Here is a 26,543-nt window from a genome sequence, read left to right on the forward strand (position 1 = left end):
GTGATGCTGCTGCTCGTGGTGGCGGCGCTGTGCATCACGATCGGCGTGGCCACGGAGGTGGCGCTGCACGCGTACCTCATCGGCAAGACCGACAAGCAGCTGGAGGAGGCGAGCGCCCGCACGGGTGCCGAGGCCAGGTCCCCGTACGGCGGGCGGATGCCACGCAACGGCCGGCCCGACCCCATCGGCGCACAGGGCCTGGGCTCCGGCACGCTCGCGGCGACCCTGGTCGACGGTGCGGTCGAGTACGGCGCCTTCTTCTCCTCCCGCCCCGGCCCGCCCGACCAGCTCGGGCCCGACACCTACCCCGTGCTCGAAGCGCTGCCCGCCGACGGCGAACCGCACAACCGGGAGGTGCCCGGCCTCGGGCGGTACCGGCTGCTCGCCACCGAGCTGTCCGACGGCCGGGTGATCATCACCGGGCTGCCGATCGACGACGTCTACGACACCCTCGAACGGCTCGCGTACGTGGAGATCGGGGTGTCGCTGCTGGCCCTCCTCGCGGCGGGGCTCGGCGGCAGCGCGCTGATCCGGGTGACGCTCAAGCCGCTGAACCGGGTGGCCGCCACCGCCGGCCGGGTCGCCGAGCTGCCGCTGCACGAGGGCGACGTGGCGCTGGCCGAGCGGGTCCCCGAGATCTACACCGACCCGCGCACCGAGGTCGGCCAGGTCGGCGCCGCGCTCAACCGCATGCTCGGGCACGTGGCGGGCGCGTTCGCCGCGCGGCAGGCCAGCGAGACGCGGCTGCGCAAGTTCATCGCCGACGCCAGCCACGAGCTGCGGACGCCGCTGGCCGCGATCCGCGGCTACGCCGAGCTGGGCCGGCGCGAGGGCGTCGACGCCGAACCCGTGCTGATCAAGGTGGAGACCCAGGCGAAGCGGATGACCGCCCTGGTCGAGGACCTGCTGCTCCTCGCGCGGCTCGACGCCGGCCGGCCGCTGGAGCGCGGGCCGGTCGACCTGACGGCGCTGGTGGTGGAGAGCGTCGGCGACGCGCACGTCGCCGGTCCGGAGCACCGGTGGCGGCTCGACCTGCCCGACGAGCCCGTGGTGGTGGCCGGCGACGCCGCCCGCCTGCACCAGGTGCTGGCGAACCTGCTGGCCAACGCGCGCACGCACACCCCACCGGGCACCGAGGTGACGGTGCGGATCACCCCGGCGGGCGAGCTGTCGGTCACCGACAACGGACCGGGCATCCCCGCGGAACTGCAGCCGAACCTGTTCCAGCGGTTCACCCGCGGCGACAGTTCGCGGGCGCGGGCCGCGGGCGGCAGCAGCACCGGCCTCGGCCTGTCGATCGTCGACGCCGTGGTGCGGGCGCACGGCGGTGACGTGCGGGTCGACAGCGTGCCCGGCCGCACCGCGTTCACGGTGACCCTCCCCCGGTACACGGACAGCTTCACAGCGGCGGCACAGGACGGGCACACGATCGGGATAGCGGGGACAACCAACGTGGACGCATGACCACGTTGATCCACTCTGTACCCGGAACCGCGGTGACAACGGGCTCGGCCCTACGCCGTCACATAAAGCTCTTCGCCCTTCTCGTGGCGACCGCGGCGCTGTACCTGTGGGGCCTGGGCGCGAGCGGGTGGGCGAACGCCTACTACGCGGCGGCCGCACAGGCCGGTTCGGAGAGCTGGAAGGCGTGGTTCTTCGGCTCGTTCGACGCGTCGAACGCGATCACCGTCGACAAGACGCCCGCCTCCCTGTGGATCATGGGCCTGTCGGTGCGGATCTTCGGGCTGAACCCGTGGAGCATCCTGGTGCCCGAGGCCCTCATGGGTGTGGCGACCGTGGCCCTGCTGTACGCGACGGTCAAGCGCTGGTCGGGGCCGACGGCCGGGCTCATCGCGGGCGCGGTGCTGGCCGTGACCCCGGTGGCGACGCTCATGTTCCGCTTCAACAACCCCGACGCGCTGCTGGTTCTTCTGCTGGTGGGCGCGGCGTACGCGACGGTGCGGGCGGTGGAGCGGGCGTCGGTGCGCTGGCTGATGTTCGCCGGCGCGCTGGTCGGGTTCGGCTTCCTCACGAAGATGCTGCAGGCGTTCCTCGTGGTGCCGGCGCTGGCGGTGGTGTATCTCGTGGCGGCGCCCACGGGGTTCGGTCGACGCGTCCTGCACCTTCTGTCCGCCGGCGCGGCCCTCGTCGCGGCCGCCGGCTGGTGGGTGGCGATCGTCGAACTGTGGCCGGCGGCGAGCCGCCCGTACATCGGCGGGTCGCAGAACAACTCGGTGCTGGAACTGACCCTCGGCTACAACGGCCTCGGCCGCATCACCGGCGAGCAGACCGGCAGCGTCGGCGGCGGCAACGGCTGGGGCGAGACCGGCTGGGGACGCCTGTTCGACTCCGAGATCGGCGGGCAGATCGCCTGGCTGCTCCCGGCGGCGCTGATCCTGCTCGTCGCCGGCCTCGTCGTCACCGCACGGGCCCCACGGACCGACCTCACCCGGGCGTCGCTGCTCCTGTGGGGCGGCTGGCTCCTGGTCACCGGCGTCGTGTTCAGCCAGATGCAGGGCATCTTCCACGCGTACTACACGGTGGCGCTCGCCCCCGCGGTCGGCGCGCTGGTCGGCGTCGGCGCGGTGCTCGCGTTCGGACGGTGGTCGAACCTCGCGCTCGCGGGTGCGCTGGCGGTCACCGTGGTGTGGGCGTCGGTGCTGCTCGGGCGCAGCGCCTCGTTCCAGCCGTGGCTGCGGACGGCGGTCGTCGTGGTCGGCGCGGTCGCGGCGGTCGCGCTCGTCGGTGTCCACGTGCTGAGGGGTTACGCACGTGATGGTGCCCGGCTACGGTCGATCGTTCCGCGGGCGGGGCGGGCGGTGGCCGTTCTGGCTGTGGCGGTGGCCCTGGCGGGCCCGCTGGCGTACTCGGTGCAGACGGCGGCGTCGGCTCATACGGGCTCGATCCCGACCGCGGGCCCGGCCGTGGCTGGCGGCGGCCCGGGCGGCGGTGGCCGGCCGGGCGGTGGCCCCGGCGACGGTGGCGGGCCGGGTGGCGGGCAGCCGGGCTTCGGCGGCCCGGGTGGGCAGGCCTTCGACGGACGCGGTGGGCCGGGCGCAGGTACCGATGGCACCGGCGCGACCGATGGCACGGGCGCTACCGGCAGCACCGGCGGAACCGGCGGCACGGGCACCGCGGGCGGGGTTCGGCCGGGTGGCGGTATGGGTGGCCGGGGTGCCGGTGGGCTCGGTGGCCTGCTCGACGCCGGAATCCCCTCGGCCGACCTCGTGGCCCTGCTGGAGGCCGACGCCGGCTCCTACACCTGGGTGGCGGCCGCCGTCGGAGCCAACAACGCGGCCGGCGTGCAGCTTGCCACCGGCCTCCCGGTGATGGCGATCGGCGGGTTCAACGGCAGCGACCCGGCGCCGACGCTGGAGCAGTTCCAGGAGTACGTCTCCGCCGGCCGGATCCACTACTTCATCGGCGGCGGCGGGATGCGCGCCAACGGCGGCAGCGACGCGGCGGCGGAGATCGCCTCCTGGGTGGCGGCGACCTTCGAGGCGCGGACGGTCGGCGACGTCACGGTGTACGACCTGGCCGGTACGCGGTGAGGCGGCCCGTGCTCGACGTGGTGATCCCGGTCTACAACGAGGAGCGCGACCTCGACCCGTGCGTGCGGCGGCTGCACGCCTACCTCGAAGCGCACCTGCCGTACCCGTTCCGGATCACCATCGCCGACAACGCCAGCGTCGACGACACCCCCGTCGTCGCGCGGCGGCTCGCGGAAGAGTTCGCTCACGTGGTCCACCTGCGCCTGGAGGCCAAGGGACGCGGCCGTGCGTTGCGCGCGGCCTGGACCGGTTCGGACGCCCCCGTGCTCGCCTACATGGACGTGGACCTCTCGACCGACCTCGCCGCGGTGCTGCCGCTCGTGGCGCCGCTGATCTCCGGGCACTCCGACCTGGCGATCGGCACCCGGCTGGCCCGCGGCTCGCGGGTGGTGCGCGGGCCGAAGCGCGAGCTCATCTCCCGCGGCTACAACCTGCTCCTGCGGCGCACGCTCGCCGCGTCGTTCTCCGACGCGCAGTGCGGGTTCAAGGCCATCCGCGCCGACGTCGCCGGCCGGCTGCTGCCGCTGGTGCAGGACACCGGCTGGTTCTTCGACACCGAACTGCTCGTGCTGGCCCAGCGCGCCGGGCTGCGCATCCACGAGGTGCCGGTCGACTGGGTCGACGACCCCGACAGCCGCGTCGACATCGTCGCCACCGCGCTGGCCGACCTGCGCGGCATCGCACGGCTCGGCCGGGGACTGGCGACCGGCGCGCTGCCGCTGCAGGCGCTGCGGCGGGAACTCGGCCGGGGCAACTCCTCCGGGCTGACCGGGCAGGTGGTGCGGTTCGCCGCGATCGGGGTCGCCAGCACCCTGGCGTACCTGGTGCTGTACGCGCTGTTCCGGCCCGGCGTGGGTCCGCAGGTCGCCAACCTGCTGGCGCTGCTGGTCACGGCCGTGGCGAACACCGCGGCGAACCGCCGGCTCACGTTCGGGGTGCGCGGGTCGGCCGGGCTCGGCCGGCACCACCTGCAGGGGTTGGTGATCTTCGGTCTCGGTCTGCTCCTGACGAGCGGGTCGCTGGTGCTCGCCGCCGGACGCCCGCTGCCCGTGGAGGTGGTGGTACTGACCGCCGCGAACCTCATGGCGACGCTCATGCGCTTCGTCCTGCTACGGCTCGTGTTTCACCCGCCGGGCAGTTCGCAGGCGTCGAGGGACCGCTCGTACCCGGCGAAGAACGACTCCTCGCGCTGCTCGGCGGTGCCGTGGGCGCCCGGCGCGAACCACGGGACGTTCGGATCGTCGCCGACGGCGAGCAGCCCCTCGCGGAACTCCTCGATGTCGCCCTCCTCGATGGTGAGCGCGCCCGACTTCACCGAGTCGCCGATGTAGGCGCCGGCCATGCAGTCGGCCTGGAGCTCCTGCTGGATCGTGTACGAGTACTGGATGCCCAGGCGCACCTGGATGCCGTGGGCGTACTCGTGGCCGAGCAGGTAGTAGAGGAAGGCGTCGCCGACCCGGGCGAACGCGGTCACCGCGAAGTTGACGTCGTACGCGATGAAGTCGCCCGCCGGGCAGTACACGGCGTTGTTCTTCGGGATCGGCTCGCCCCCGCAGTCGGCCTCGCCCTCCTCCTCGTACGGGAAGATGTCGCGGACCGGCGAGAACCTGATCCGTGACCGCTCGAACACGGCGCGCCAGTAGTCCTCGGCGCTGCGGGTGGCGTCGCGGATGTCCTGGTTGAATTCGTCCGCGCTGGGCTGTTCGGCTCGGTTTCCGGAGCCGGTCGGACCGGGTGACGCCGGCGCGGGTTGACCGGAATCGTCCGAACCGGTATCGATGAAGCAGGCGCCCGTCGCCAATATGACTGCGGCCAGAGCCACGAGGTGGCGTTTCACACTCCGGCAATACCCGCGGACGGCGCAGGGTGAACCCGCGGACGACGCGGTGCGTGTACTTATGTCATAGGCTATGACGCCGGTCACGGCGGGCCGGCACGACTGGACGGCAGGCGCTACCGTGCAACGGGTGCCGTGAGTCCACTGGCGCGCACGGTAGGCACCCCGAGGAGTTTGATGTCCAACTACGATCCCCCCCAGCAGCCGTGGGGTGGGCCTCCCCAGGATCCGTACGGCGGTGCTCCGCAGTATCCGCCACCCCAGAACCCCGGTGGCTATCCGCCGCCGACCTCAGCTTTCCCTCCCGGTGGTGGCGGCTTCCCGCCGCCGACCTCGGGCGCCGGCGGCTTCCCTCCGCCCCCCGGTGGTGGCTACCCGCCGCCGGCCGACCCCTACGGCGGCGGCGGCTTCCAGGACCCGTACGCGCAGCAGCAGCCCGGCTACGGCCAGCAGCCTGCTGGTGGCTTCGGTGGCGGCTACCAGCCGCCGCCCCCGGCCCGTGGTGGCGGTAGCACCAAGATCGTCCTGATCATCGCCGGTATCGTGCTGCTCGCTCTGTGTGGTGGTGGCATCTTCACCGCCTACACCCTCACGAGCGACGACGAGGAGCCCTCGGCCAACCCGACCACGGCCACCTCGGCCGGCCCGTCGGGTAGCGCCAGCTCCACCGGCCGCCCCACGTCGACGCCGACGAGCACCCGTACCGCGAGCCCGACCACGGGCAGCGGCGGGGGCAGCAACCCCGACACCTTCGTGAAGGGCGACTGCTTCGTCAACGAGGGCACCGAGAACGACCCGGAGGTCCGCAAGGTCGCCTGCACCACGGCAAACTCGTACGAGGTCGTGGCAAAGGTCCCCTTCAGCACCGACGAGAAGCGCTGCGACACGGCAGCCGGCTCCGGCAAGTGGAACGCCAGCTACGTGATGGACAAGTCCCCCGGCACCTCCGGCGACTACGTCCTCTGCCTCAAGAAGCGCTGACCCTCACCAGCAAGCACTGGCCCTTCGGGCCCGAACGGCTCCGGCTCCGGCGCTCCGCGCCCCTGCCGGAGCCGTTCTTCTGTTGGCGACCTCTGCCCTCCCGGGATGAGGATCCGGGACGCCGCGCGTGGTGCCCGCCGCCGGGCCGGAACTTCGGGGGTGGCCCGTCCTGCGCGGAACGCGGGCCGGGTGCTGGGTCGGGCCACGTCACCGGGCCGCACCGGCGGGCCGCACCGGCGGGCCGCGTCACCGGGCCGCACCGGCGGGCCGCGTCACCGGGCCGCGTCACCGGGCCGCGTCACCGGGCCGCGTCACCGGGCCGCGTCACCGGGCCGCGTCACCGGGCACGGAGGAACATCATTCTTGCTTGATGATGTTCCTCTGTGCCCGGTCGCGGCTGCGGGTCAGCAGGGCGCGTGGGTGGCCTTGCCGATCACGATCTTGTATTCGCCGGCCGGCTGGCTCAGGGCGTACGTGACGTCCCAGGCGGTGCAGGTCTCCGTCGGGCGCTCTCTCGGCCCGTAGCCGGGCTGCTGGTTGCTGCGGAACGTCACCCGGGCGTCGAGTACGCCGCGGCCGCTCGCCGGGGGGCCTACCGAGCGCAGCACGATCTGGCTGTCGGTGGTGGTGGAGATGGCCTGCTTGAAGTCGGCAACCTGGCGGGCGTCGCCCGGGTTGATCACGCCGGCCGGGTCGTAGGCGGCCAGGGCCGCGTCGTAGTCGCGGTTGTTGATCGCGGTGAAGTAGTCCTCGAACATGTCGGCCACGGCGGCTGCCCGGCTGTCGGACACGGACGGGTCGGTGGTCACCAGCCGGGGCGGCGCCGAGGGCGACGCGCTCGCCGTCGGGCTCGGCGGGGTGCGGGTGGGCGAGGAGACCCCCGTGGGCGTCGGCTGCGGGTTGGCGGTGTTCTCACGGTCCCCGTTGCCGTCGACGAGCAGGACCGTGGCGATCGCGCCACCCGCGAGCAGCAGCACCACGACCAGCAGCACCGGGGCCCACCAGCGGCGCCGGTCGCCCGGCGGCGGAGCCGGCGACGGTCCGTACGCCTCGGCCGGCACGAACGCCGGTGCCGGCTGGTACGACGGATGGTTCGGGTCGTAAGCCGGCTGCTGGTACCCCACGTACGCCGATTCGTAGCCGGCCGGCGGCCCGGACTGGAGGTCCGGCTGCGCGGGCGGCGGCCCATCGAACCCCGGCGGCGGCCCGTCGAACCCCGGCTGCGCGGGCGGCCCGGGCTGCACGGGCGGCGGCCCATCGAACCCCGGCTGCACGGGCGGGGGCGCGTCGAACCCCGGCTGCACGGGCGGCGGCACGACCTCGTACTGCGCGACCGGCGCCGGCTCACCAAAGCCCGGCGGCCGGCCCACCGGCGGGCCGGCCATGGGCGGGCCGGCCATGGGCGGGCCGGTCACCGGTGCGGGAAAGCCCGGTGGGCCGGCCATCGGCGGACCCGCTTCGCCGCCCGGCCGTGGGGCGCCGCAGTGCAGACACCGGTCGGCCAGCGACCCACTCGGTGTCCCGCACGCGGTACAGAACCAAACGCTCACGCGATCGCTCCGCTACGCTCCGCGATGCGCTCGCGGGCACTGAGTTGATGGTTCACTCGCTGACGCTCGCTCACGTCGTCCGGTCCAACTCGAACCACACCACCTTGCCTCCGGCCGGGATCGGTTCATACCCCCAGCCACTGGCCAGGACCTCGACGATGTGCAGCCCGCGTCCGCTCTCGCTCTCGTCACTGACGGACCGCCGGTCGGGCTGGCGGTCGCTGCGGTCGCGCACCTCGACCCGCAGGCGGCTCGCGCCGAGCACCAACCGGACCTCCACGTCGCCGACCGTGTGCTGGACCGCGTTCGTGATGACCTCGCCGAGCAGGAGCCGGGCGTTGTCGATGAGACCCGTCTCGCCCCACGCGGTGAGGATGTCGGCCGCGAAGCGGCGGGCCGCCGGCGCCGACGCGGCATCGCCACCGAAGCGGCGCTGGGCGTGCTGCGCGCCGCCGGCCGGGATGTCCTCGTCGAGGGTCAGGGCGAGGATCGCCACGTCGTCGCTGCGCGGAATCGGACCCACGTCGGCGGCGAGGATGTGGTCGAGCAGCACCTCGGGGTCCAGCGTCGCCGCGGCGCCCACCGCGGTGCACAGGTCGGCCACGCCGCGGTCGATGTCGTAGCGCCTGTCCTCCACCAGACCGTCGGTGTACAGGACCAGGGAACTGCTGCCGGGGAGCAGGAAACTCGTGTCGACGTAGCCGGCCTCGGTCTCCACCCCGAGCGGCGGGCCGCACCGCAGGGACAGCGGACGGGTGACCCCGCCGGCCGACAGCACCGGCAGCGGGTGACCGGCGATGACCGCGGTGGCCGTCCCCTCGGCCAGGTGCACCTCCAGGTAGCAGCACGACGCCACGGTGTCGGGCTCCACCCGCTGCAGCAGGCGGTTGACCCGGTCCATCACCCCGGTCGGCGAGTGCCCCTCGACCGCGTACGCCCGCAACGCGTTGCGGATCTGGCCCATGCTGGCCGCGGCCGTGGGGCTGTGACCGGCGACGTCGCCGATCACCACGGCCATCGCGTCGGGGCCGAGCGGGATCACGTCGTACCAGTCGCCGCCGACGTCGGCGCCGTGGGTCCACGGCAGGTAGCGGACGGCGTGCCGGGCGCCGCGCAGGTCGGGCAGCCCGGCCGGGAGCAGCGCCCGCTGCAGGTCGGCCGCGATCGAGCGTTGCGCCTCGAACAGCAGCGCCCGCTGCAGCGCCTGCGCGCTCAACCCGCTGAACGCCATCAGCGTGTCGCGTTCGGCCTCGTCGAACTCCCGCGGGTCGCGGTACCCGATGACCAGCGCGCCGAGCACCTGGCCGGCGGTGACCAGCGGCAGGAAGGCCCAGGCCTGCCGGTCGCCCGCCGGCACCGGTGTCTGTTCGGCGGCCTGCGCCTCGGTGAACTCGGCCAGCGACGACAGGTACCGCGGCCGCCCGGTGCGCACCACCTCGGCGGCCGGGTAGCTGTGCGACAGGGGCAGCCCGTCGAGCCGCTCGACCACGAACCCCTCGTAGCCGGTGTCGTGGTGGACGATCAGGCGCTCCTGGTCCCGGAAAAGAACGACGAGACCGGCACCGCCCGCCGACGGCCGCACCAGCGACCCGATGACGGCATAGACCTCGGCGGGCGTCGTCGCGGCCGCGAGCGCGGCGGTGAGCGCCTGGAGCGCGGCCATGCGCTCGGCGGCGTAGAGGGCCTGCGCCTCGCCGAGCGAGACCCGCTGCTGCTGGTGCACCCGCTCGGTGACGTCGCGGTACGACACCGCGATGCGGACCGGGTCGGCCCGGGAGATCTTGATGTCCCAGACCCGCATGAGGTCGGCGCTGGTCAGCTCCTCGTGCCAGGTCTCACCGGTGCGCAGCACGTCGACGGCCTTGTCGAGCAGGCCGACCTCGACCCCGGCCGACGCGAAGTCGCGCACCCGCCGGCCGATCAGGTCCTCCTGGGTGCCGCCGCTGAGCTTGGCCCCGGTCTGGTTCACGAACTCGCAGACGAAGTCGGTGACCGGCTCGTCGACGGCCCTGAGCAGCATGAACCCGTCGAAGGCGACGTCGAGGACGTCGAAGAGCCGGGCGCCCGCGTCGGAGCCGGGCCGGACCGTCAGCTTGGTGAGGTCGACGAACCGCGCGGCGAACCCGTCGCCCCACGGCGCCACGCGGATCTCGAAGTGTCCGGCGACCGTGGAGCGCTCGTAGTACACGTCGCGCACGGCCGGCTGCCGGGTGCGGACGACGTCGACGTAGAGCGGCAGTGTGCCGTCGTGCACGGTCTCCGGCCACAGTTCCCGGTACCGCCGCCCGACCAGGTCCTCCCGTGGGCGCCCCAGGATCGCGGCGCCGGCCTCGTTCAGGTAGACGAGCCGGAAGTCGACGATCTCGCCGCCGACCCGCACCGCCTGCGCGATCGCCCAGCCTTGGCTCTCCCCGTCGAGAACCGCGAGCACGTCGGCCACCGGCAGCGTGCTGGTGCCATCGACCGTCACCTGAGAACTGCCCCTTCATCCTGTCGCCGTCCCGATGAGACTCCCGATGAGACTACTGCGTGCGGCAGGGTCCGGGGTGCGGCGCGTACGCTCGGAGAATGCCGGCGGCAGACCTCCTGAGCAGGTGCGAGCAACCTGTGGGAGTGAACTGCGTCCGGAAGCACGGTGCCCCGGGTGGATGAGGCGGTCCTGCTGCAGTTCGACTTCGACCGGGACGCCGTCACGGGCGCCCGTCACACCGTCGCGACCTGCGCCTCGACGCAGGGACTGGAAGGGCTGCGGCTCGAAGGGTTCGTGCTGGCGGTCAACGAGATCATGACCAACGCGGTGCGGCACGGCGGCGGCTCCGGCCGGATCCGCCTCTCCCGCACCGCCACCGGGCTGCGCTGCGTGATCCGCGACGACGGCGCGGGCGAGCCGGCGCGGTTCAACGGCCACTCGCTGCCGCCCACCGAGGCCACCGGCGGGCGCGGCCTGTGGCTGGCCCGCCACCTGTGCGACTCCTTCGACGTCGAGACCGGCCTCGACGGCACCCGGGTAGAGCTGACGATGACGATTTAGGTTCCGGTACTCAGGCTTCGCGGCGGCGGCGGGCCCAGTCTCATGGAATGACTGTCACGTCGCAGAGCAAGCCGAGCGCAGCCTTCTACATCCAGTCGGTCATCTCGTTCGTCGTCGCACTCACCGCGCTGATCATCGGTGTCATCAGTCTCCAGGTGGACATCTGGGTCCGCGGCTTCCTGTCCGTCGGGGTGCTGTACCTGGTGACGTCCACGTTCACGCTGGCCAAGGTCATCCGCGACCAGCAGGAGGCATCGACCGCCCTGAGTCGAATCGACCAGGCCCGGTTGGAGAAGATGCTCGCCGAGCACGATCCGTACCGGGCCGTCGGCTGAACGTTGCCGGAGGCAACTTAACCGGATAAGGACGACGCTCGGGGGAAAGAACCCCATCGCCTACCATGCGAACTGAACGGTAAGGTGAACCGGTTGATTGCATCCTTGTCCTGGAGTGCGCGTGAAACGGCCGACGATCGCCGACATCGCCCGGCGAGCCGGCGTGTCCAAGGGCGCCGTGTCGTACGCGCTGAACGGTCAGGCCGGGGTGTCGGAAGCCACCCGCGCCCGCATCCGGGGCATCGCGGAGGAGCTCGGGTGGAGCCCCAACACGGCCGCCCGGGCACTGTCCGGTGCCGCCGCCTACGCGGTCGGGCTGGCGTTGTGCCGGCCGGCCCGGGTGCTCGGCATCGAACCGTTCTTCATGGAGCTCATCAGCGGCCTGGAATCTGAGCTGTCGGCCCGGTCGTACGCGCTCACCCTGCAGGTGGTGGCCGACCCCGTCTCCGAGGTCGAGGTGTACCGCCGCTGGTGGGCCGAGCGCCGGGTCGACGGTGTCGTCATCGTCGACCTGCGGCACGAAGACCCGCGGGTGCCCGAGCTCGAGAAGCTCGGCCTGCCCGCGGTCGCGATCGGTGACCCGCGTGGAGCCGGCAACCTGTCCGGCATCTGGGCCGACGACGCGGGTGCGCTCACCGACGTGGTCGAGTACCTGGTGGCGCTCGGCCACCGCCAGATCGCCCGGGTCACCGGCCTGCCCGAGCTGCTGCACACCCGCATCCGCGACGAGGCGTTCATCGCGGCGTGCACCCGGGCCGGCATCGGCGAGCAACAGATGGTGCAGGCCGACTACACCGGTGCCACGGCCGCCCGCATCACACGCCGGCTGCTCAGCTCACGCACCCCGCCGACCGCGGTCCTCTACGACAACGACGTGATGGCGGTGGCGGGCCTCGCCGTCGCGCAGGAGATGGGCCGTGCGGTGCCCGGCGACGTGTCGATCGTCGCGTGGGACGACTCGCCGCTCTGCCAACTGGTCCACCCGCCTCTGACCGCCCTCAACCGCGACATCGCCGCCTACGGTGCCCACGCCGCGCGCCTTCTGCTGGCCCTCATCGAGGGTGTTCCCACCGACGACTTCCAGGACGAGACACCGCGGCTGGTTCCGCGCGGCAGCACCGCCCCACCCCGCCCCGACCGCTGACGCACGCGGGCCCGCTCTGCGCGGGCCCGCGCAGAGCGCCGGGCGCTAGCTGTAGCGCCCGCAATGCCGTTGGGATAGCGTGCTCCGGTGCTCGCGCGCGGTGATCGACGGTGACCAGCAACGACAACGACCCCACGGCGACCCCGGAGATCGAGGTACCCGACTTCCTCAAGCCGCGGGAGATCGGTCCGCTGCTGCCCGAGCGCACCGAGCGGCGGCGCGGACGGTGGTGGTTCCTGGCCGTTCCGGTCGCCATCGCCGTGCTGATGGTCGCGGTGGTGCTCCAGTTCGGGTCCGACGAGCGTCCGGTCCGGGCCGTCGCGGTGCCCGGGTACACTCCGTCGCCGGTGCCTTCGGTGACGCCCAGCGCATCACCGAGCCCGCCGCCGAGCACGAGTTCGAGTACGAGCGCGCCGCCCTCGAAGCGACCCACGTCGTCCCCGCCGAAAAGGAGCACCCCGCCGCGGGCGCACAAAGGCGCCATCGTCGGGATCGGCGGCCGGTGCCTGGCCGTCGACCGCGGCGGGGTCCAGCTCGCCGTCTGCGCCGACCGCAGCAGCCAACGCTGGGCGGCGCCCGGCGACGGCACGGTGCGGTTGCTCGACCGGTGGTGCCTCGACGTCCAGTCCAGCGGCGAGGCGAACGGCACCCCGGTGATCCTCTATCCCTGCAACCGCAGTGACGCGCAGCAGTGGCAGCGGCGCGGCGACGGCACCTGGCGCAACCCGCAGTCGAACAAGTGCCTCGGCACCGTCGGTGGCCGGTCCGAACCGGGTACCCGGTTGGCCGTCTTCGACTGTGGCAGCGGAGCACACCAGCGCTGGTCGTTGACGTAGGGTCGGTCCTCATGGCCGAGGAGAAGACGGACGACAAAGGCAAGCCCGAGCCCCCGATCGACGATGTGATCACCACGGCACATGTGCTAGGGGATCTGAACTACGTCGTCACGACCGGCCGCATCGTCCTCCGCGAGGAGAAGACGACGGACGACGCGTTCGACGGTCACGAGCCGACCGCCGAGGTGTTCGTCACCGCGTACGTCAAGGAGGGCGTGGATCCGCTCACGCGTCCGGTGACGTTCGCGTTCAACGGCGGCCCCGGCTCGTCGAGTGTCTGGTTGCATCTCGGGCTCCTCGGCCCGCGCCGCGTCGACATGGGCGACGCCGGTTCCCTCAAGCCGCCGCCGTACGGCCTCACCGACAACCACGAGACGCTGCTCGCCGAGTCCGATCTGGTGTTCATCGACCCGATCACCACCGGCTACTCGCGGCCGGTGAAGGGTGGCAAGGCGAAGGAGTTCCACGGGTTCACCGGCGACCTGGAGTCGGTCGGCGAGGTGATCCGGCTGTGGACGTCACGCAACGGCCGGTGGTTGTCGCCGAAGTACCTGTGCGGCGAGTCCTACGGCACCCTGCGCGCGGCCGCGCTGGCCCGGCACCTGCAGCAGCGCTACGGCATGGCACTCAACGGCCTGATGCTGATCTCCAGCGTCCTCGACCTCGGCACGCTGATCTTCGACGGGCTCAACGACAACCCGTACCCGCTGTACCTGCCCACCTATGCGGCGATCGCGCACTACCACGGCCTGCACGGCGACCGTCCGCTGGCCGAGGTGCTCGCGGAGGCGGAGGCGTTCGCCGAGCGCGAGTACCTGTGGGCGCTGACCAAGGGCGCCCGCATGACCGCGGAGGAGCGCTCCGACGCGGTCTCCACGTTGGCGCGCCTGACCGGGCTGTCCGCCGACTACATCGACCGGGTCGACCTGCGCATCGAGCACCTGCGGTTCTTCACCGAGCTGCTGCGGTCGCGCCGGCGCACGGTCGGCCGCCTCGACGGCCGCTTCCTCGGCTGGGACGCCGACTACGGCTACGAGCGCTACGGCGACGACCCCTCCATGGACGCGATCATCGGCCCGTACACGTCGGCCTTCAACCACTACGTCCGCGCCGAGCTCACCTACCGCAACGACCTGCCGTACAACATCCTCACGAACAAGGTGCATCCCTGGTCGTTCAAGGAGTTCGAGGGCCAGCACGTCACGGTCGCCGACCGGCTGGCCGCGGCGATGCGGTCGAACCCGCACCTGCGGGTCTACGTGGCGAGCGGCTACCACGACGGCGCGACGCCCTACTTCGCCACCGAGCACACGCTCGCGAACCTGGCCGTTCCGGCGGAGCTGCGTGCCAACGTCCGCGTCGAGTACTTCGAAGCCGGTCACATGATGTACGTCCACGAACCGAGCCGCCTCGCGCAGTCGGCGCACCTCCGGGAGTTCGTCCAGCCGCCGCCGGGGTAGATCGGCGCGGTGGAGATTCTGTTTCACGCGGCGTCCGTCGTGGCCAGGCTGCGCGGGGCGCGCGTCATGCATCCGCGCGGTCGCTCCTTCAAGGGGACGCTCGTGATGCTCCCCCGAGCGACCACGCGTTCCGGGCACGGGGTGGCCGAGCGGCTGCCAGCCGGCACAAGCCGGCGTGGGGTGAGCGAGCGGCTGCCAGCCGGCACAGGCCGGCGTGGGGTGACCGTACGGCTGTCCAAGGCGACCCCCACCCCGCGCGGCTGGCCCGACGTCTTCGGGCTGGCCATCCGCCTGGGTGACCGGTTCGACCTGCTGGTCACGTCGTCGAGCCCGCGGCCGCTGCTCCGGCACCTGTTCCTGCCCGCCCGCGGTCCGGCGACCTTCTACTCGTCGCTGGCCGCCTACCGCGACCGGCGCGACCGGCGGGTGTACCTGGGCGCGCGCGTCGACCCGGGTGCCCGGTCGGCCACGCTGGCGGTGGCTTCGCGCTTCGGACGGTGGGTTCCGGTGGCGCGGGTGCTCTTCGGCCGGCGGCTGAGCCGGCGGGTCGACCGCAGGTTGGCGTTCAACCCGGTGCGTCACGCCCTGCCCGGTCTCACGCCGGCGAGCTGGATCCACCGCCTACGCGACCCGGTGTACCGGGGTTCGCAGCACGGTCGGTCCGGTAGGGGACGGTGAGGCTGTCGCCCCGGGCCCACGACGTCATCCGGGTGGCGACGCCCCGGTCGGCCAGCTCGCGTTCGAAGTCCGACAGCGGCGACCTGAACACGGTGTAGTCGTCGTAGTGGATCGGTATCGTGCGGGCGGGCCGGATCAGTTCGGCGAGCCGGGCACCGTGCCGCCCGTCCATGGTGAGCAGCACGCCCGCGACCTTCGTTCCGCCGAGGTGGATCAGCATCGCGTCGATGTCCGGGTACCGCTCCCCGATCTCGGCGAGCATCGGCCGGTACAGCGTGTCGCCCGTGATGTACAGCCGCAGCCGGTTCCGCCCGTCCTCCTCGAGGTCGACGATGCTGCCCATGGTGCTGGGCAAGAGCCTGTGCACACCCCGGGGCCCGTGCCGGGCCGGCACCGCAGTGACCCGCAGCCGCTGGTCGCCGCTCACCCGGTCGGCGCTCTCCCACGTCCCCAACCCCTCTGCGGCGCGGAACCCCCGCCGGCGCAGCTTCCGCGAAGCCTGCGGCGTGGTGACGATCGGCAGCGTCTTCGGCAGTCCGCGCTGCGCCTCCCGGTCCCAGTGGTCGCCGTGGAGATGCGACAACACGACGGCGTCGAGCGGAGGCAGGTCACCGATGCCGAACGCCGGATCCGTGCGCCGCTTCGACCACAGCCCGTACCCGAGGTACGCCCGTTGCCCCTTGTGCAGGAAGTTGGGATCGGTCAGCAGCGTGAACCGACCCACCCGCAAGACCGTTGTCGCATTACCCACGAACGTGAGCCGCGCACCGGCGTGTTCAGTGTCCATCCCCGCCTCCTTCCCCGCCTCCCCCGATCCACGCCCTCCCCTGCGCCTTCCCTCTCGCCCCCTCTGCCGCCCCTCTCGCCCGCCCCCTCCCCGCCCGCCCGGCGCCCCATCCGCCCACCGCCCGCCCTCCCCTCCGCCGTCGCTCCGACCTCTGCCGCCCCTGCTCCCCGCGCCCTCCCCGCCCTCCTGGCCCGTCGATCTTGCAGTCGTGGCCGCCTGTATTTCATGCTATGTCCAGCTTTGTCAGGGGCCACAAGTGCAAGATCGACGGGCATGGAGGGCGGGGACGGCGCCCGGGCGGCGCGCGGGCGGTGGGCGGGCGGTGCGGACGGCGGTGGCGGGCGGCGCGGGACCCAGGGGCGCGGACGGTGGGCGCGGACGGGGCGGGCGGGCGGACGGGGCGGGGCGGGCGGCGCGTAGGCGCGGACGGGGCGGGCGGCGCGAGCGGGGTGGGACAAGATCGGCGGAATCGGCGTGGGGCGGTTAGGCTGCCGCCGTGTCAGTTGGGGCGACCGTCGGGGTCGAAGAGGAGTTTCATCTGGTCGACCCGGATACCGGGGAGCTGACGTCGGGGGCGCGCCGCCTGCTCGCGGCCGATCCCGAAGCGGCCGAGGGTGCCGAGGCCGAGCTGCGGCTGTCGATGATCGAGACGGCGTCCGCCGTCTGCCACAGCCTCGACGAGCTGCGCACCGACCTCGCCGCCGCGCGGGCGAAGCTCTCGGCCGCCGCCGGCCGGGCGGGACTGGCGATCGCCGGATGCGGCACCGTGCCCGACTCGGGCACCGGGCGCGGGGCGGTCTTCCCGCACCCGCGGTACGAATGGATGGCCGACCAGTACCGCCGACTGGTCGACGAGCACCAGGTGTGCGCCACGCAGGTACAGGTCGGCGTCCCCGACCGGGACCTCGCGGTGCGGCTGATGGCGCACCTGCGCCCCTGGCTTCCGGTGCTGCTGGCCATGAGCGGCAGCTCGCCGCTGTTCCAGCACACCGACACCGGCTACGCCTCGTACCGGACGGTCGCCATCTCGCGCTGGCCGACCACCGGCCCACCGCCGCTGGTCGACTCGGCCAAGGAGTACGACGAGGCGGTCACCGCGCTCGTCGACTCCGGGGTGATCTGCGACCCCGGGATGATCTACTTCGACGTGCGCCCGTCGGCCCGGTACCCCACGTTGGAGATCCGCGTGGCCGACGCGTGCCCGCTGCTCGACGACGTGGTGCTGATCGCGGCGCTGGCCCGCGCCCTCGTGAGGACGGCGGCCAGCCAGGAGTCGGAAGAGGTGCCCGCCTACCCGTTGCACCGGGCCGCCACCTGGCGGGCGGCCCGCTCGGGGCTCGACGACGGGCTGGTCCACCCGCTCACCTGGCTCGCCGTCCCCGCGGAAGAGGCCGTCGAGGCGCTGCTCACGCACGTCCGATCGGATCTTGAAGACCGCGGGGAGTGGGACGAGGTACGGAGCCTGACCACGGCGCTGCTCGCCCGGGGCACGTCGGCCCGCCGCCAGCGCACGGCGCTGGAGGCGGGCCGAGATCTCACGGGAGTCGTGGCCGCCGTGGTGGCGGAGACGAACGCCTGACTCAGACGCGCGAGCGGCGGCGCGTACGCCAACCGCCGGTGCGGCCGCTCAGGTGCGAGCCGACGCCGCCGAGGTGCAGCGCCATGAGCAGCAGCGCCACGATGATGAACGTCACCAGGTCGATGGTGCTGCCGAGCCCGACGTTCGCCAGATCGAGGATCAGCGCGAGGCCGAGAACGGCAGCAGCGACGATCGCGAGCATTATGTCCTCCGGGGGGATGCGGGGTCACCTATGTGGCTTCCTGCTACCGCAATACCCGAAATGGCTTTCGGCTACACAGCGGGAGCGCTACCCGCCTGGCGCTACCGTGTGGACCATGAGCAGGCTGTTCAGTTCCTGGCGCGACGCCGCCGAGGTCATGGCGGAAGGCGCGGCGCGGCGGTCGGAGGTCCCGGTCGAGGACCTGACGCGGTACGAACCCGCCAGCGACCGGCCCGACCCGGTGAAACTGATCGAGGCGACCAACGACGACCGCGTGCCGGACCTCATCCCGCTGCGCTACCAGCGGATGGCCGAGAGCCCGTTCACGTTTCTGCGCGGAGCGGCCACGGTGATGGCGCACGACATCGCCCGCGGCCCGGGCACCGGCATGGTCGGGCACATCTGCGGCGACGCGCACGCGTCGAACTTCGGCTTCTACGCCTCACCGGAACGCCGGCTCATCATCGACGTCAACGACTTCGACGAGACCATCGTCGGCCCCTGGGAATGGGACCTGAAGCGGCTGGTCGCCAGCGTCATGGTGGCCGCCCGGTCGAGCCACCTGCCCGACGACGCCGGCCGGCGGGCCGCCCGTGACTGCGCCACCGGCTACCGGGCGGCGCTCGCCGAACTGGCGACGATGTCGCTGTTCGAGGGCCACCACATGACCACGTCGCACAAGACGCTCGAGCACATCGACATGACCGACATCGCCGACATGTTCGAGCGGGTCTGCAAGAAGGCCCGCAGGAACACCAGCCGGCGCGTGGCGGAGCGGTTCACCGCCCGGCCCGAGGTCGACTGCTGGCACTTCGTGGCCGAGCCGCCCATCCTCACCCACGTGTCAGACGAGGAGCGCGCCCACGTCCTCGACGGCCTCGACGGCTACGGCGACACCATCGACGGCGAACTGCGCCTGCTGCTCTCCCGGTACGCGGTGAGTGACGTTGCCCACCGCATCGTCGGGCTGGGCAGCGTGGGGCTGCGCTCGTACGTGGTCCTCCTGAAGGGCAACGGCGACGAGGCGCTGATCCTGCAGGTGAAGCAGGCCCGACCGTCGGCGCTGCGGCCGTTCCTCGACGGCTTCGGAGACCGGCACGAGGGCCAGCGGGTCATCGAGGGCCAGCGCTGGATGCAGACGGTCAGCGACCCGCTGCTCGGCTGGGCCACCGTCGACGGCCGCCCCTACCTGGTGCGCCAGTTCCGCGACATGAAGGGCAGCATCGACCCGAGCCTCCTCAAGGCGAAGCAGCTCGACGACTACGCCCGGCTGGTCGGCGTGGTGCTGGCCAGGGCGCACGCCCAGTCGATCGACCCCCGCCTGCTCCACGGCTACTGCGACGCCGATGGAGCCGCGTTCGACAGCGCCTTCGAGGCATTCGCGGTCGCCTATGCCGATCAGACCGAGGCCGATCACGCAGCGTTCAGGGTAGTGACGCAGGGTATCGACGGACAGTGACGACTGGCGATCCGGTCACGCTCGGGTAAAGTGTCCGGCGGCCGTCATGAGGGTTGCTGTGCGTGGCCGACGCCAGCGCCCGTACCGAGTTCGTGAAAGGTTCCCCCGCACGCATGAGTTCAGCATTCGGTCGCCGACGCTCCCTTCCGGTTGCGGCACTCCCGGTCGTGGCACTCCTGGCGGCGGTCGTGACGTTGCTGGCGGGCACGCCGGCGTACGCCGAACCGAACGAAGACTCCGCCGTCGCACCAACGCTCCTCGAGCAGGTGGAGAACACGTCCCGGGCGTACCTCGAAGCCAAGGCCATCTCCGACGCCTCGAAGGCGCGCCAGGCCCAGATCCAGGCCGACCTCGACAAGGCCAAAAAGCGCCTGGACGAGCTGGCCGGCGAGGTCGGCGTCACCGCCAACGCGGCCTACCGCGGCAGCAAGATCAACCTGACGGCGGCGCTGATCGGCACCGACCGCACGGCAGACGACCTGCTCGAAGGTGTGACCACCGTCAACTACCTCGCGTACCGCGACGACAAACAGCTCCGCGAGTACACCGCCGCCCGCAAGGCGTACGAGGAGCAGCTCAAGGCCATGGAAGCCGAGGTGCGGCTCCAGGAGGAGCAGACCCGGGCCATGGAGAAGAAGGCCTCCGAGGCGAAGCGGGCACTGGAGTACGCCGGCAACGGCGGCGTGGTCAACGGCGTGCCCGTGCCGAGCCCGACGGCGGACCCGGCGCCACGCGCGTCCAACGGCAGTTGGCCCAGCGAGAGCGCGACGGTCGAGGACCCCACCACGGCCGGGCGCATCACCCCGCGCACCATGCACGCGCTGCAGCAGGCCCAGAAGGCCGGGTTCAACCGGTTCGTCGGCTGCTTCCGGCCAGGTGACCGCTTCGAGCACCCGAAGGGCCGGGCCTGCGACTTCTCCGCACAGACGAAGGGGTTCGGCGGCGACGCGTCCGGTGACGACCGCAACTACGGAGACCGGCTCGCCGGGTACTTCGTCGGCAACTCCGACCGGCTCGGTGTGCTGTACGTCATCTGGTACCGGGTCATCTGGACCCCGGCGGCCAAGTGGCACCGGTACAGCGGCGCCGGCGGTGACCCGTCGTCAGACCATACGAACCACGTTCACCTCTCGGTCCTCTGACACTGCGTCCTTCCGGTTCCCCGCTATCCTCGCTGTGCGACATAGACGAGGAGGGGTCGTGGTGGATGTGAACCGGGTCGCCGCACAGCGGTGAACGGCGAACGGGTGGCCACCCGCCTCGAGGTGACGACCACCGGCGAACTGCGCCGGCCGGCGCCTCCGGGGCCGAACGAGCGGCTGCGGGTACTGCTGGTCGAAGACGACCCCGGCGACGCGTTCCTCGTACAGGAACTGCTCACCGAGGCCGGCGCGCCGGTCGACCTCGAGGTGGCCACCGACATGGCGTCGGCGCGCACCCGGGTCGACTCGGTGCACTGTGTCCTGCTCGACCTCGGCCTGCCCGACACCACCGGCCTCGGCGGGCTGCAGCAGGTGCTCCAGGTCAACCAGCACGTGGCGGTGTGCGTCCTCACCGGTCTCCACGACGAGCACCTCGGTATGGAGGCGGTTGCCCAGGGCGCACAGGACTACCTGGTCAAGGGCCAGGTCGACGGCGTCCTGCTGAGCCGGGCGCTGCGGTACGCGGTCGAACGCAAGCGCGCCGACGAGAACGCCCGCCGGCTGCGGGAGGTCGAACTCCGGCAGGCCGAGTCGGCCCGGCTGGAGCGCGGCCTCCTGCCCAAGGCCCTGCTGCACGACGGCGGCCCGTCGGTGCGTCCGCTGTACCGGCCAGGCCGGCACCGGGCCCTGCTCGGCGGCGACTTCTACGACGTGGTGCAGACCTCGCCCGACACCGTTCAGGTGCTCATCGGCGACGTGTGCGGACACGGCGTCGACGAGGCGCCGCTCGGGGTGGCGCTGCGGGTCGCCTGGCGGGCGCTGGTGCTCGCCGGCGTGCCCGAGCCCGCGGTGCTTCCGTCGCTGGAGGAGGTGCTCGTCAGCGAGCGCCGGTCCGACGAGCTGTTCGCGACGGTCGCGACCGTCACCATCGACCTGGCCGCACGCACCGCGAGCCTGCGGCTGGCCGGGCATCCCCCGCCGCTCATGTTCACCGGTTCGACGGTGCGCCAGTGCGACGTCAACCCGGGCCTCGTGCTCGGCGTCATCCCCGGCATCGACCGGCCCGCCACCCAGGTACAGCTCGACGAGGAGTGGGCGCTGCTCATGTACACCGACGGCCTGATCGAGGGCTGGGCCACCCCCGACGGTGGCGACCGGCTCGGTGTCGACGGCGTGTGCCAGATCCTGTCGAACCAGAGCCAGCCGTGGGCCCAGAGCGCCGAGCTGCCGGCGTGGCTGGTGAGCGAGGTCGAGGAGCGCAACGGCGGCGCGCTGGCCGATGATGTCGCGGTGGTCCTGATCTCACCTCACGCGGGAACGGTCCGATGAAGGCGAAGCTGCAGCGGCTGTCGCTCGGGTCACGCATCACGGCGCTCACCGCCGGCGCGGCCGTCCTGTTGAGCCTCATCGCGGTGACCGCCGCCCTCACCGCGACCAGCACACGCTCCGACACGGTGCACCTCACCGAACGGATCAGCCCCGCGTTCGCGGCGTCCGACCGGTTGCTGGCGCTGGCGCTGGCGCAGCAGACCGGCGCCACCCAGTACACGGCCAGCGGCCTGGACTACTACAAGACGCTCTACCCGCGCGCGCTGGATCAGGAGAAGATCCTGGCCAACGACGTGGAGAAGCTCCTCAGGGACGAGCCGGCGCTGCTGGGCGAGTTCCAGGCCATCCGGCGCGAGCTCGACTCGTGGCGGGCCGACGTGGCCGAGCCGCTCATCGCGGCGGTGGCCGTCAGCGGTCCCGATCCGGCCCGCGGCGCGGTGTCGGCGGCGGCGCAGACCCGGTTCACGGCGATCCTCCAGGCGATCAGCCGGTTCAAGACCAACGTCACGAAGCTCCGCGACGCGCTGCGCGACAAGGTGCAGGACCAGAGCAGCCTGCTGGTCTGGCTGCTGTTCTCCGCCGCGATCGTCGTGGTGGTCACGGGCGCGCTGCTGGGACTGCTGCTGACCCGACTGGTCACGAAACCGGTGGTGGCGCTGGCGACGGAGGTGCGCCAGGTCGCCAAGGGCGACTACGACCACGAGATCAGCGGTGGCGGTCCCCCCGAACTGGCCCGGCTGGCACGCGACGTGAACGCGATGCGGCAGCAGATCGCCGCCGACCTCACCGAGGTCCGCGCCGCCCGGAGCAAGGTCGAGGAGGCGAACCAGCGGCTGGAGCAGCAGACCGAGGAGCTCACCCGGTCCAACCGCGACCTGGAGCAGTTCGCGTACGTGGCCTCGCACGACCTGCAGGAGCCGCTGCGCAAGGTGGCGAGCTTCTGCCAGCTGCTGCAGCGCCGCTACGCCGGCCAGCTCGACGAGCGGGCCGACCAGTACATCTACTTCGCCGTCGACGGCGCGCAGCGCATGCAGCGGCTGATCAACGACCTGCTGGCGTTCTCGCGCATCGGCCGGATGACCACCGGTTTCGTCGACGTCGACCTGAACCGCGTGGTCGACGACATCATCGGACAGCGCGAGCCGACCAGCGGAAAGATCACCCGCGCCGACCTGCCGGTGGTACAGGGCGAGGAGCCGCTGCTCACCGCGCTCCTGACCAACCTCATCGGCAACTCGGTGAAGTTCAAGAAGCCCGACACCCCGATCAAGGTGCACGTCGAGGCCGTCCGCGAGGGCGACGAGTGGGAGCTGTCGGTGCGCGACAACGGCATCGGCATCGGCGCCGAGTTCGTCGACAAGGTATTCGTGATCTTCCAGCGCCTGCACAGCAAGGAGGCGTACCCGGGCACCGGCATCGGGTTGGCGATCTGCAAGAAGATCGTCGAGTACCACGGCGGTCGCATCTGGGTCGACACGTCCTACGAGGACGGTACCCTGATCCGGTTCACGCTCCCCGCTCGGCAGCAGGCCCTCGCGGAGCCCGCCCCGTCCCGAGTCGAGGAGCCCGCACTGTGATCGACGACGCCGCGTACCCCGAGGTCGAAACCCAGCCCATCGAGGTGCTGCTGGTGGAGGACGACCCGGGCGACGTCCAGCTCACGAAGGAGGCCTTCGAGGAGCACAAGGTCCGCAACCGGCTCACGGTGGTCAGCGACGGTGTCGACGCGCTCGCCTACCTGCGGCGCGACCCCTCGGTCTACCCCGACGCGGTGCGGCCCGACCTGATCCTGCTCGACCTGAACCTCCCCCGTCGCGACGGCCGGGAGGTCCTCCAGGAGATCAAGGGCGACGAGGAGCTGCGGCGCATCCCGGTGGTGGTGCTCACGACGTCGCAGGCCGACGAGGATATCGTGCGCAGCTACAACCTGCACGCCAACGCCTACGTCACAAAGCCGGTCGACTTCGACCGGTTCATCGCGGTGGTGCGGCAGATCGACGAGTTCTTCGTGTCGGTCGTCAAGCTGCCGCCCCGCGCCTGAGGGTCAGCCCGCCTGTACCTGCTTCGCGACGTTCCGCAGCAGCAGCGCCTCCGCGAGGCAGACCTTGGCGAACTCGCCGAGGTGCAGGCTCTCGTTGGGGCCGTGTGCCCGCGCGTCCGGGTCCTCCACGCCGGTCACCAGCACCGACGCCTTCGGGAACATCTCCTGGAACGTCGCGATGAACGGGATCGAACCGCCCACGCCGATGTCGACGGGTGCGGTGCCGTCCCAGGCCTCGGCGAACGCGGCGCGGGCCGCGTCGTAGGCCGGTCCGGTGGCGTCGATGCGGAACGGGTCGCCGCTGGCCTCCAGCGTCACGGTGACCCGCGCGCCCCACGGCGCGTGGGTCTCGAGGTGGGTGCGCAGCGCCTGATGGGCGCTCTCGGCGGTGTCACCCGGTGCGATCCGCAGGCTGATCTTGGCCCGGGCCGCCGGTACCAGGGCGTTCGGCGCGCCCGCGGTCGGCGGGGCGTCGATGCCGAGCACGGAGATGGCCGGACGGGTCCACGCCATTTCGGCGAGCCCGCCGGTGCCGATGGTCTCGACGCCGTCGAGCATGCCGGCCTCGTGCCGGAACCGGTCGGCCGGGTAGTCGAGGGCGGCGCCCTCACCCTTGTGGAGCCCGGCGACGGCGACGTCGCCGCTGTCGTCGTGCAGGGTGGCGACGAGCCGGCTGAGCACGGTGAGCGCGTCGGGCACGGGCCCGCCGAACATGCCGCTGTGCACGGCGTGGTCGAGCACCTTCACGTCGACGAACACGTTCACCATGCCGCGCAGGCCGACGGTCAGCGCCGGCTGCCCGACGTCCCAGTTGCCGGAGTCGGCGATCACGATGACGTCGGACGCGAGGTCGTCACGGTACGTCTCCAGCAGTTCGCCCAGCGACTCGGACCCGAACTCCTCCTCGCCCTCGACGAACACGACGACGCCGACCGGCAGGTCGTCGCCGAACGCCCGGAGCGCGGCGACGTGTGCCATCACGCCGGCCTTGTCGTCGGCGGTGCCGCGGCCGTAGAGGCGCCCGTTGCGCTCGACGGGTTCGAACGGCTCGCTGAGCCACTGGCCGAGGTCGCCGGGCGGCTGCACGTCGTGGTGGGCGTACAGGAGGACGGTGGGTGCGCCGGGTGGCGCGGGCCGGCGTCCGATGACGGCGGGCTGGCCGTTGCCGGCCCGCACCACGCGCACGTCGGGCAGCCCGGCGCCCCGCAGCAGGTCGGCGACCGCCTCGGCGGACCGTTCGACGTGGCTGAAGTCGTACCCGGCGAACGCGATTCCGGGTATCCGGACCAGTCGTTCCAGGTCGGCTCGGACCCCGGGCATTTCCCGCTCGACGGCGGCACGCAGATCAGCACTCATGCGCCGATGCTATGCACGGAAACGGCGCCTCCGCTCGTCTGCGGAAGCGCCGTTTCTCACGTGGCTGGTTTTCTCACGTGGCTAGTTGGAGCCGTTCGGTGGCGGACTGCCGTTGGTGGTACCACCGGTGCCGCCGGACTCTCCGCCGCCGCCCCCACGGCCGCCGCCGCGCATCCAGTCACGGACGCGCCCGGCACCGGCGCCGACCCACTCGCCGACGTCGGACGTGTTGTCGCCGACCCGCTTCAGCAGGTTGACCAGCGGGTCCTGCGACTCGTTGAACGACTCGCGGTACGACTGCGCCGCGGCCTTCACGTCGTCGGTGACCTTGGCGTTGCGATCGTCGTCGCGGCGCGGGTACTCGCCACCGACGATGCGGCCGTACTCGCCCGAGTCGATCCAGCGGCGCAGCTGTGCGGCGCGCGCGACCGGCAGCGGGTGGCTGCGGCCCATGATCATGCGGAGCTTGATGAGGCTGTCGCGCAGGTCGCCGGCCCGGTCGTACTCGGAGGCCTGCTCCAGGAACGCCGTGGTGTCGATCTCGGACAGGTCACCGCCGCCGGCCAGCTTCATGAGCAGCCGCAGCGAGGCGTTCGGGTCCTGCGTGGCGAGCAGGCCGGCCCGGTCGGCCGACAGCTCCGCCTTGCGCCACCACTCCCGCAGCGCGGCGACGATCGCCCGCAGCACCATCGACCCGATCGGCAGCCACGCCAGCGACGTGATCCACCCCGTGAGGATGATGATCATCGTGCGGTAGACGGCGTGTCCGCTGACCATGTGGCCGAGCTCGTGGCCCAGCAGAACCTTGAGCTCCTCTTCGTCGAGCAGCTCGATGGCACCGCGGTTCACCACGATGAACGGCTTCGACATGCCGATGCACATGCCGTTCAGCGACCGGTCGGGCGACACGTACAGCTCGGGCAGCTCGCTGATGTCGAGCGTGGCCGCCGCCGACGCGAACGCGCGGTACAGCGTCGGGTACTGCCGCTCGGACACCTTGATCGCGCCGCCGAGGAACTCCAGGCGCCAGGCCCGCTCGTTCCACAGGCCGTTCAGCGCCTTCAGGACGTCGTCGAACCCGCGCAGTTCGCGCAGCGCGGTGAGGGCCCCCCGGTCGGCCGGGTGCTCCCAGGCGCGGGAGCTGATCCCGGTGAGCACCACCGGACGCCGCACCGGCGGCGATGCCGGCTGTGAAGCCGGTTGGGATGCCGGCTGTTCATCGGTCATGGCAAAAGCCTTCCCTTC

At 72.1% G+C, this 26,543-nt stretch carries 22 protein-coding genes and 1 pseudogene; 16 read left to right on the plus strand and 7 right to left on the minus strand.

From position 1 onward, the window contains the following. Window positions 1–3: 3 nt before the first annotated feature. The 3 genes and pseudogenes from Voc01_RS24775 to Voc01_RS24785 all read left to right on the plus strand — a co-directional run. Window positions 4–1,464: a sensor histidine kinase gene (locus Voc01_RS24775; RefSeq protein WP_373873867.1), complete on the plus strand. Its 1,461-nt coding sequence runs from the start codon at window positions 4–6 to the stop codon at window positions 1,462–1,464. After that, the gene (locus tag Voc01_RS24780; RefSeq protein ID WP_203929929.1) at window positions 1,461–3,551 is read left to right on the plus strand and encodes a glycosyltransferase family 39 protein; all 2,091 of its coding nucleotides are present in this window, start codon (window positions 1,461–1,463) and stop codon (window positions 3,549–3,551) included. Before Voc01_RS24775 ends, Voc01_RS24780 begins: the two co-directional genes overlap by 4 nt. Continuing rightward, a pseudogene (locus Voc01_RS24785) lies at window positions 3,548–4,678 on the plus strand (bifunctional glycosyltransferase family 2/GtrA family protein); the annotation flags it as partial. The gene Voc01_RS24780 and the pseudogene Voc01_RS24785, both read left to right, overlap by 4 nt. On the opposite strand, the gene Voc01_RS24790 reads toward Voc01_RS24785, so the two are convergent. Beyond that, a complete protein-coding gene (locus Voc01_RS24790) occupies window positions 4,675–5,388 on the minus strand; it encodes a neutral zinc metallopeptidase (protein WP_239160463.1) in 714 nt (237 codons plus the stop codon). The pseudogene Voc01_RS24785 and the gene Voc01_RS24790 overlap by 4 nt on opposite strands. 177 nt (window positions 5,389–5,565) lie before the next feature. Between Voc01_RS24790 and Voc01_RS24795 the strand changes: the two genes are divergently transcribed. Continuing rightward, on the plus strand, window positions 5,566–6,369 hold the full coding sequence (locus Voc01_RS24795; RefSeq protein WP_203929930.1) for an LppU/SCO3897 family protein: 804 nt from the start codon (window positions 5,566–5,568) through the stop codon (window positions 6,367–6,369). Window positions 6,370–6,773: 404 nt separating this feature from the next. Here the strand turns inward: Voc01_RS24795 and Voc01_RS24800 are convergent, their stop codons facing one another. Continuing rightward, window positions 6,774–7,814 (minus strand): hypothetical protein, encoded by a 1,041-nt coding sequence (locus Voc01_RS24800; protein WP_203929931.1) that lies wholly within the window; start codon window positions 7,812–7,814, stop codon window positions 6,774–6,776. 175 nt (window positions 7,815–7,989) lie between these two features. Continuing rightward, window positions 7,990–10,389, minus strand: coding sequence for an ATP-binding SpoIIE family protein phosphatase (locus Voc01_RS24805; protein WP_203929932.1), 2,400 nt, complete (start codon window positions 10,387–10,389; stop codon window positions 7,990–7,992). Between the two features lie 174 nt (window positions 10,390–10,563). Between Voc01_RS24805 and Voc01_RS24810 the strand changes: the two genes are divergently transcribed. The 6 genes from Voc01_RS24810 (at window position 10,564) to Voc01_RS24835 (ending at window position 15,403) form a co-directional block, all read left to right on the plus strand. Continuing rightward, window positions 10,564–10,950 (plus strand): ATP-binding protein, encoded by a 387-nt coding sequence (locus Voc01_RS24810; protein WP_239160464.1) that lies wholly within the window; start codon window positions 10,564–10,566, stop codon window positions 10,948–10,950. Between the two features lie 47 nt (window positions 10,951–10,997). Then, a complete protein-coding gene (locus Voc01_RS24815) occupies window positions 10,998–11,285 on the plus strand; it encodes a YiaA/YiaB family inner membrane protein (RefSeq protein ID WP_203929934.1) in 288 nt (95 codons plus the stop codon). A gap of 121 nt (window positions 11,286–11,406) precedes the next feature. Then, window positions 11,407–12,429 carry a LacI family DNA-binding transcriptional regulator gene (locus Voc01_RS24820; protein ID WP_203929935.1) on the plus strand — a complete coding sequence of 341 codons (1,023 nt, stop codon included), beginning with the start codon at window positions 11,407–11,409 and terminating at the stop codon, window positions 12,427–12,429. 110 nt (window positions 12,430–12,539) lie between these two features. Further along, window positions 12,540–13,265: a ricin-type beta-trefoil lectin domain protein gene (locus Voc01_RS24825; protein WP_203929936.1), complete on the plus strand. Its 726-nt coding sequence runs from the start codon at window positions 12,540–12,542 to the stop codon at window positions 13,263–13,265. Between the two features lie 11 nt (window positions 13,266–13,276). Then, window positions 13,277–14,725 (plus strand): S10 family peptidase, encoded by a 1,449-nt coding sequence (locus tag Voc01_RS24830; protein ID WP_203929937.1) that lies wholly within the window; start codon window positions 13,277–13,279, stop codon window positions 14,723–14,725. A gap of 219 nt (window positions 14,726–14,944) precedes the next feature. After that, on the plus strand, window positions 14,945–15,403 hold the full coding sequence (locus Voc01_RS24835) for a hypothetical protein (protein ID WP_203929938.1): 459 nt from the start codon (window positions 14,945–14,947) through the stop codon (window positions 15,401–15,403). Here Voc01_RS24835 and Voc01_RS24840 read toward each other — a convergent pair. Beyond that, window positions 15,321–16,190 carry an MBL fold metallo-hydrolase gene (locus tag Voc01_RS24840; RefSeq protein ID WP_203929939.1) on the minus strand — a complete coding sequence of 290 codons (870 nt, stop codon included), beginning with the start codon at window positions 16,188–16,190 and terminating at the stop codon, window positions 15,321–15,323. The genes Voc01_RS24835 and Voc01_RS24840 overlap by 83 nt on opposite strands. Window positions 16,191–16,686: 496 nt before the next feature. Between Voc01_RS24840 and Voc01_RS24845 the strand changes: the two genes are divergently transcribed. Further along, complete coding sequence (locus Voc01_RS24845; protein ID WP_203929940.1) at window positions 16,687–17,769, plus strand: carboxylate-amine ligase; 1,083 nt, start codon at window positions 16,687–16,689, stop codon at window positions 17,767–17,769. A gap of 1 nt (window position 17,770) precedes the next feature. Here the strand turns inward: Voc01_RS24845 and Voc01_RS24850 are convergent, their stop codons facing one another. Then, complete coding sequence (locus tag Voc01_RS24850) at window positions 17,771–17,971, minus strand: hypothetical protein (protein ID WP_203929941.1); 201 nt, start codon at window positions 17,969–17,971, stop codon at window positions 17,771–17,773. 115 nt (window positions 17,972–18,086) lie between these two features. Here Voc01_RS24850 and Voc01_RS24855 point away from each other — a divergent pair, with 115 nt between their 5' ends. The 5 genes from Voc01_RS24855 to Voc01_RS24875 all read left to right on the plus strand — a co-directional run bounded on the left by Voc01_RS24855 (window position 18,087) and on the right by Voc01_RS24875 (window position 23,942). Further along, a complete protein-coding gene (locus tag Voc01_RS24855; protein ID WP_239160465.1) occupies window positions 18,087–19,430 on the plus strand; it encodes a DUF2252 domain-containing protein in 1,344 nt (447 codons plus the stop codon). Between the two features lie 167 nt (window positions 19,431–19,597). Next, window positions 19,598–20,572, plus strand: coding sequence for a coiled-coil domain-containing protein (locus Voc01_RS24860; RefSeq protein WP_203929942.1), 975 nt, complete (start codon window positions 19,598–19,600; stop codon window positions 20,570–20,572). 123 nt (window positions 20,573–20,695) lie between these two features. Next, window positions 20,696–21,901 carry a PP2C family protein-serine/threonine phosphatase gene (locus Voc01_RS24865; RefSeq protein WP_203930020.1) on the plus strand — a complete coding sequence of 402 codons (1,206 nt, stop codon included), beginning with the start codon at window positions 20,696–20,698 and terminating at the stop codon, window positions 21,899–21,901. Then, complete coding sequence (locus Voc01_RS24870) at window positions 21,898–23,478, plus strand: sensor histidine kinase (protein WP_203929943.1); 1,581 nt, start codon at window positions 21,898–21,900, stop codon at window positions 23,476–23,478. Before Voc01_RS24865 ends, Voc01_RS24870 begins: the two co-directional genes overlap by 4 nt. Then, window positions 23,475–23,942 carry a response regulator gene (locus Voc01_RS24875; protein WP_239160466.1) on the plus strand — a complete coding sequence of 156 codons (468 nt, stop codon included), beginning with the start codon at window positions 23,475–23,477 and terminating at the stop codon, window positions 23,940–23,942. Before Voc01_RS24870 ends, Voc01_RS24875 begins: the two co-directional genes overlap by 4 nt. 3 nt (window positions 23,943–23,945) lie before the next feature. Here Voc01_RS24875 and Voc01_RS24880 read toward each other — a convergent pair whose 3' ends face one another. Then, a complete protein-coding gene (locus Voc01_RS24880) occupies window positions 23,946–25,298 on the minus strand; it encodes a dipeptidase (RefSeq protein ID WP_203929944.1) in 1,353 nt (450 codons plus the stop codon). Between the two features lie 81 nt (window positions 25,299–25,379). After that, window positions 25,380–26,525, minus strand: a complete 1,146-nt coding sequence (locus Voc01_RS24885) for a M48 family metallopeptidase (RefSeq protein WP_203929945.1) — start codon at window positions 26,523–26,525, stop codon at window positions 25,380–25,382. Window positions 26,526–26,543: the final 18 nt, after the last annotated feature.

Source organism: Virgisporangium ochraceum, from assembly GCF_016863655.1.
In the GTDB taxonomy this organism is placed as follows: Bacteria; Actinomycetota; Actinomycetes; order Mycobacteriales; family Micromonosporaceae; genus Virgisporangium; species Virgisporangium ochraceum.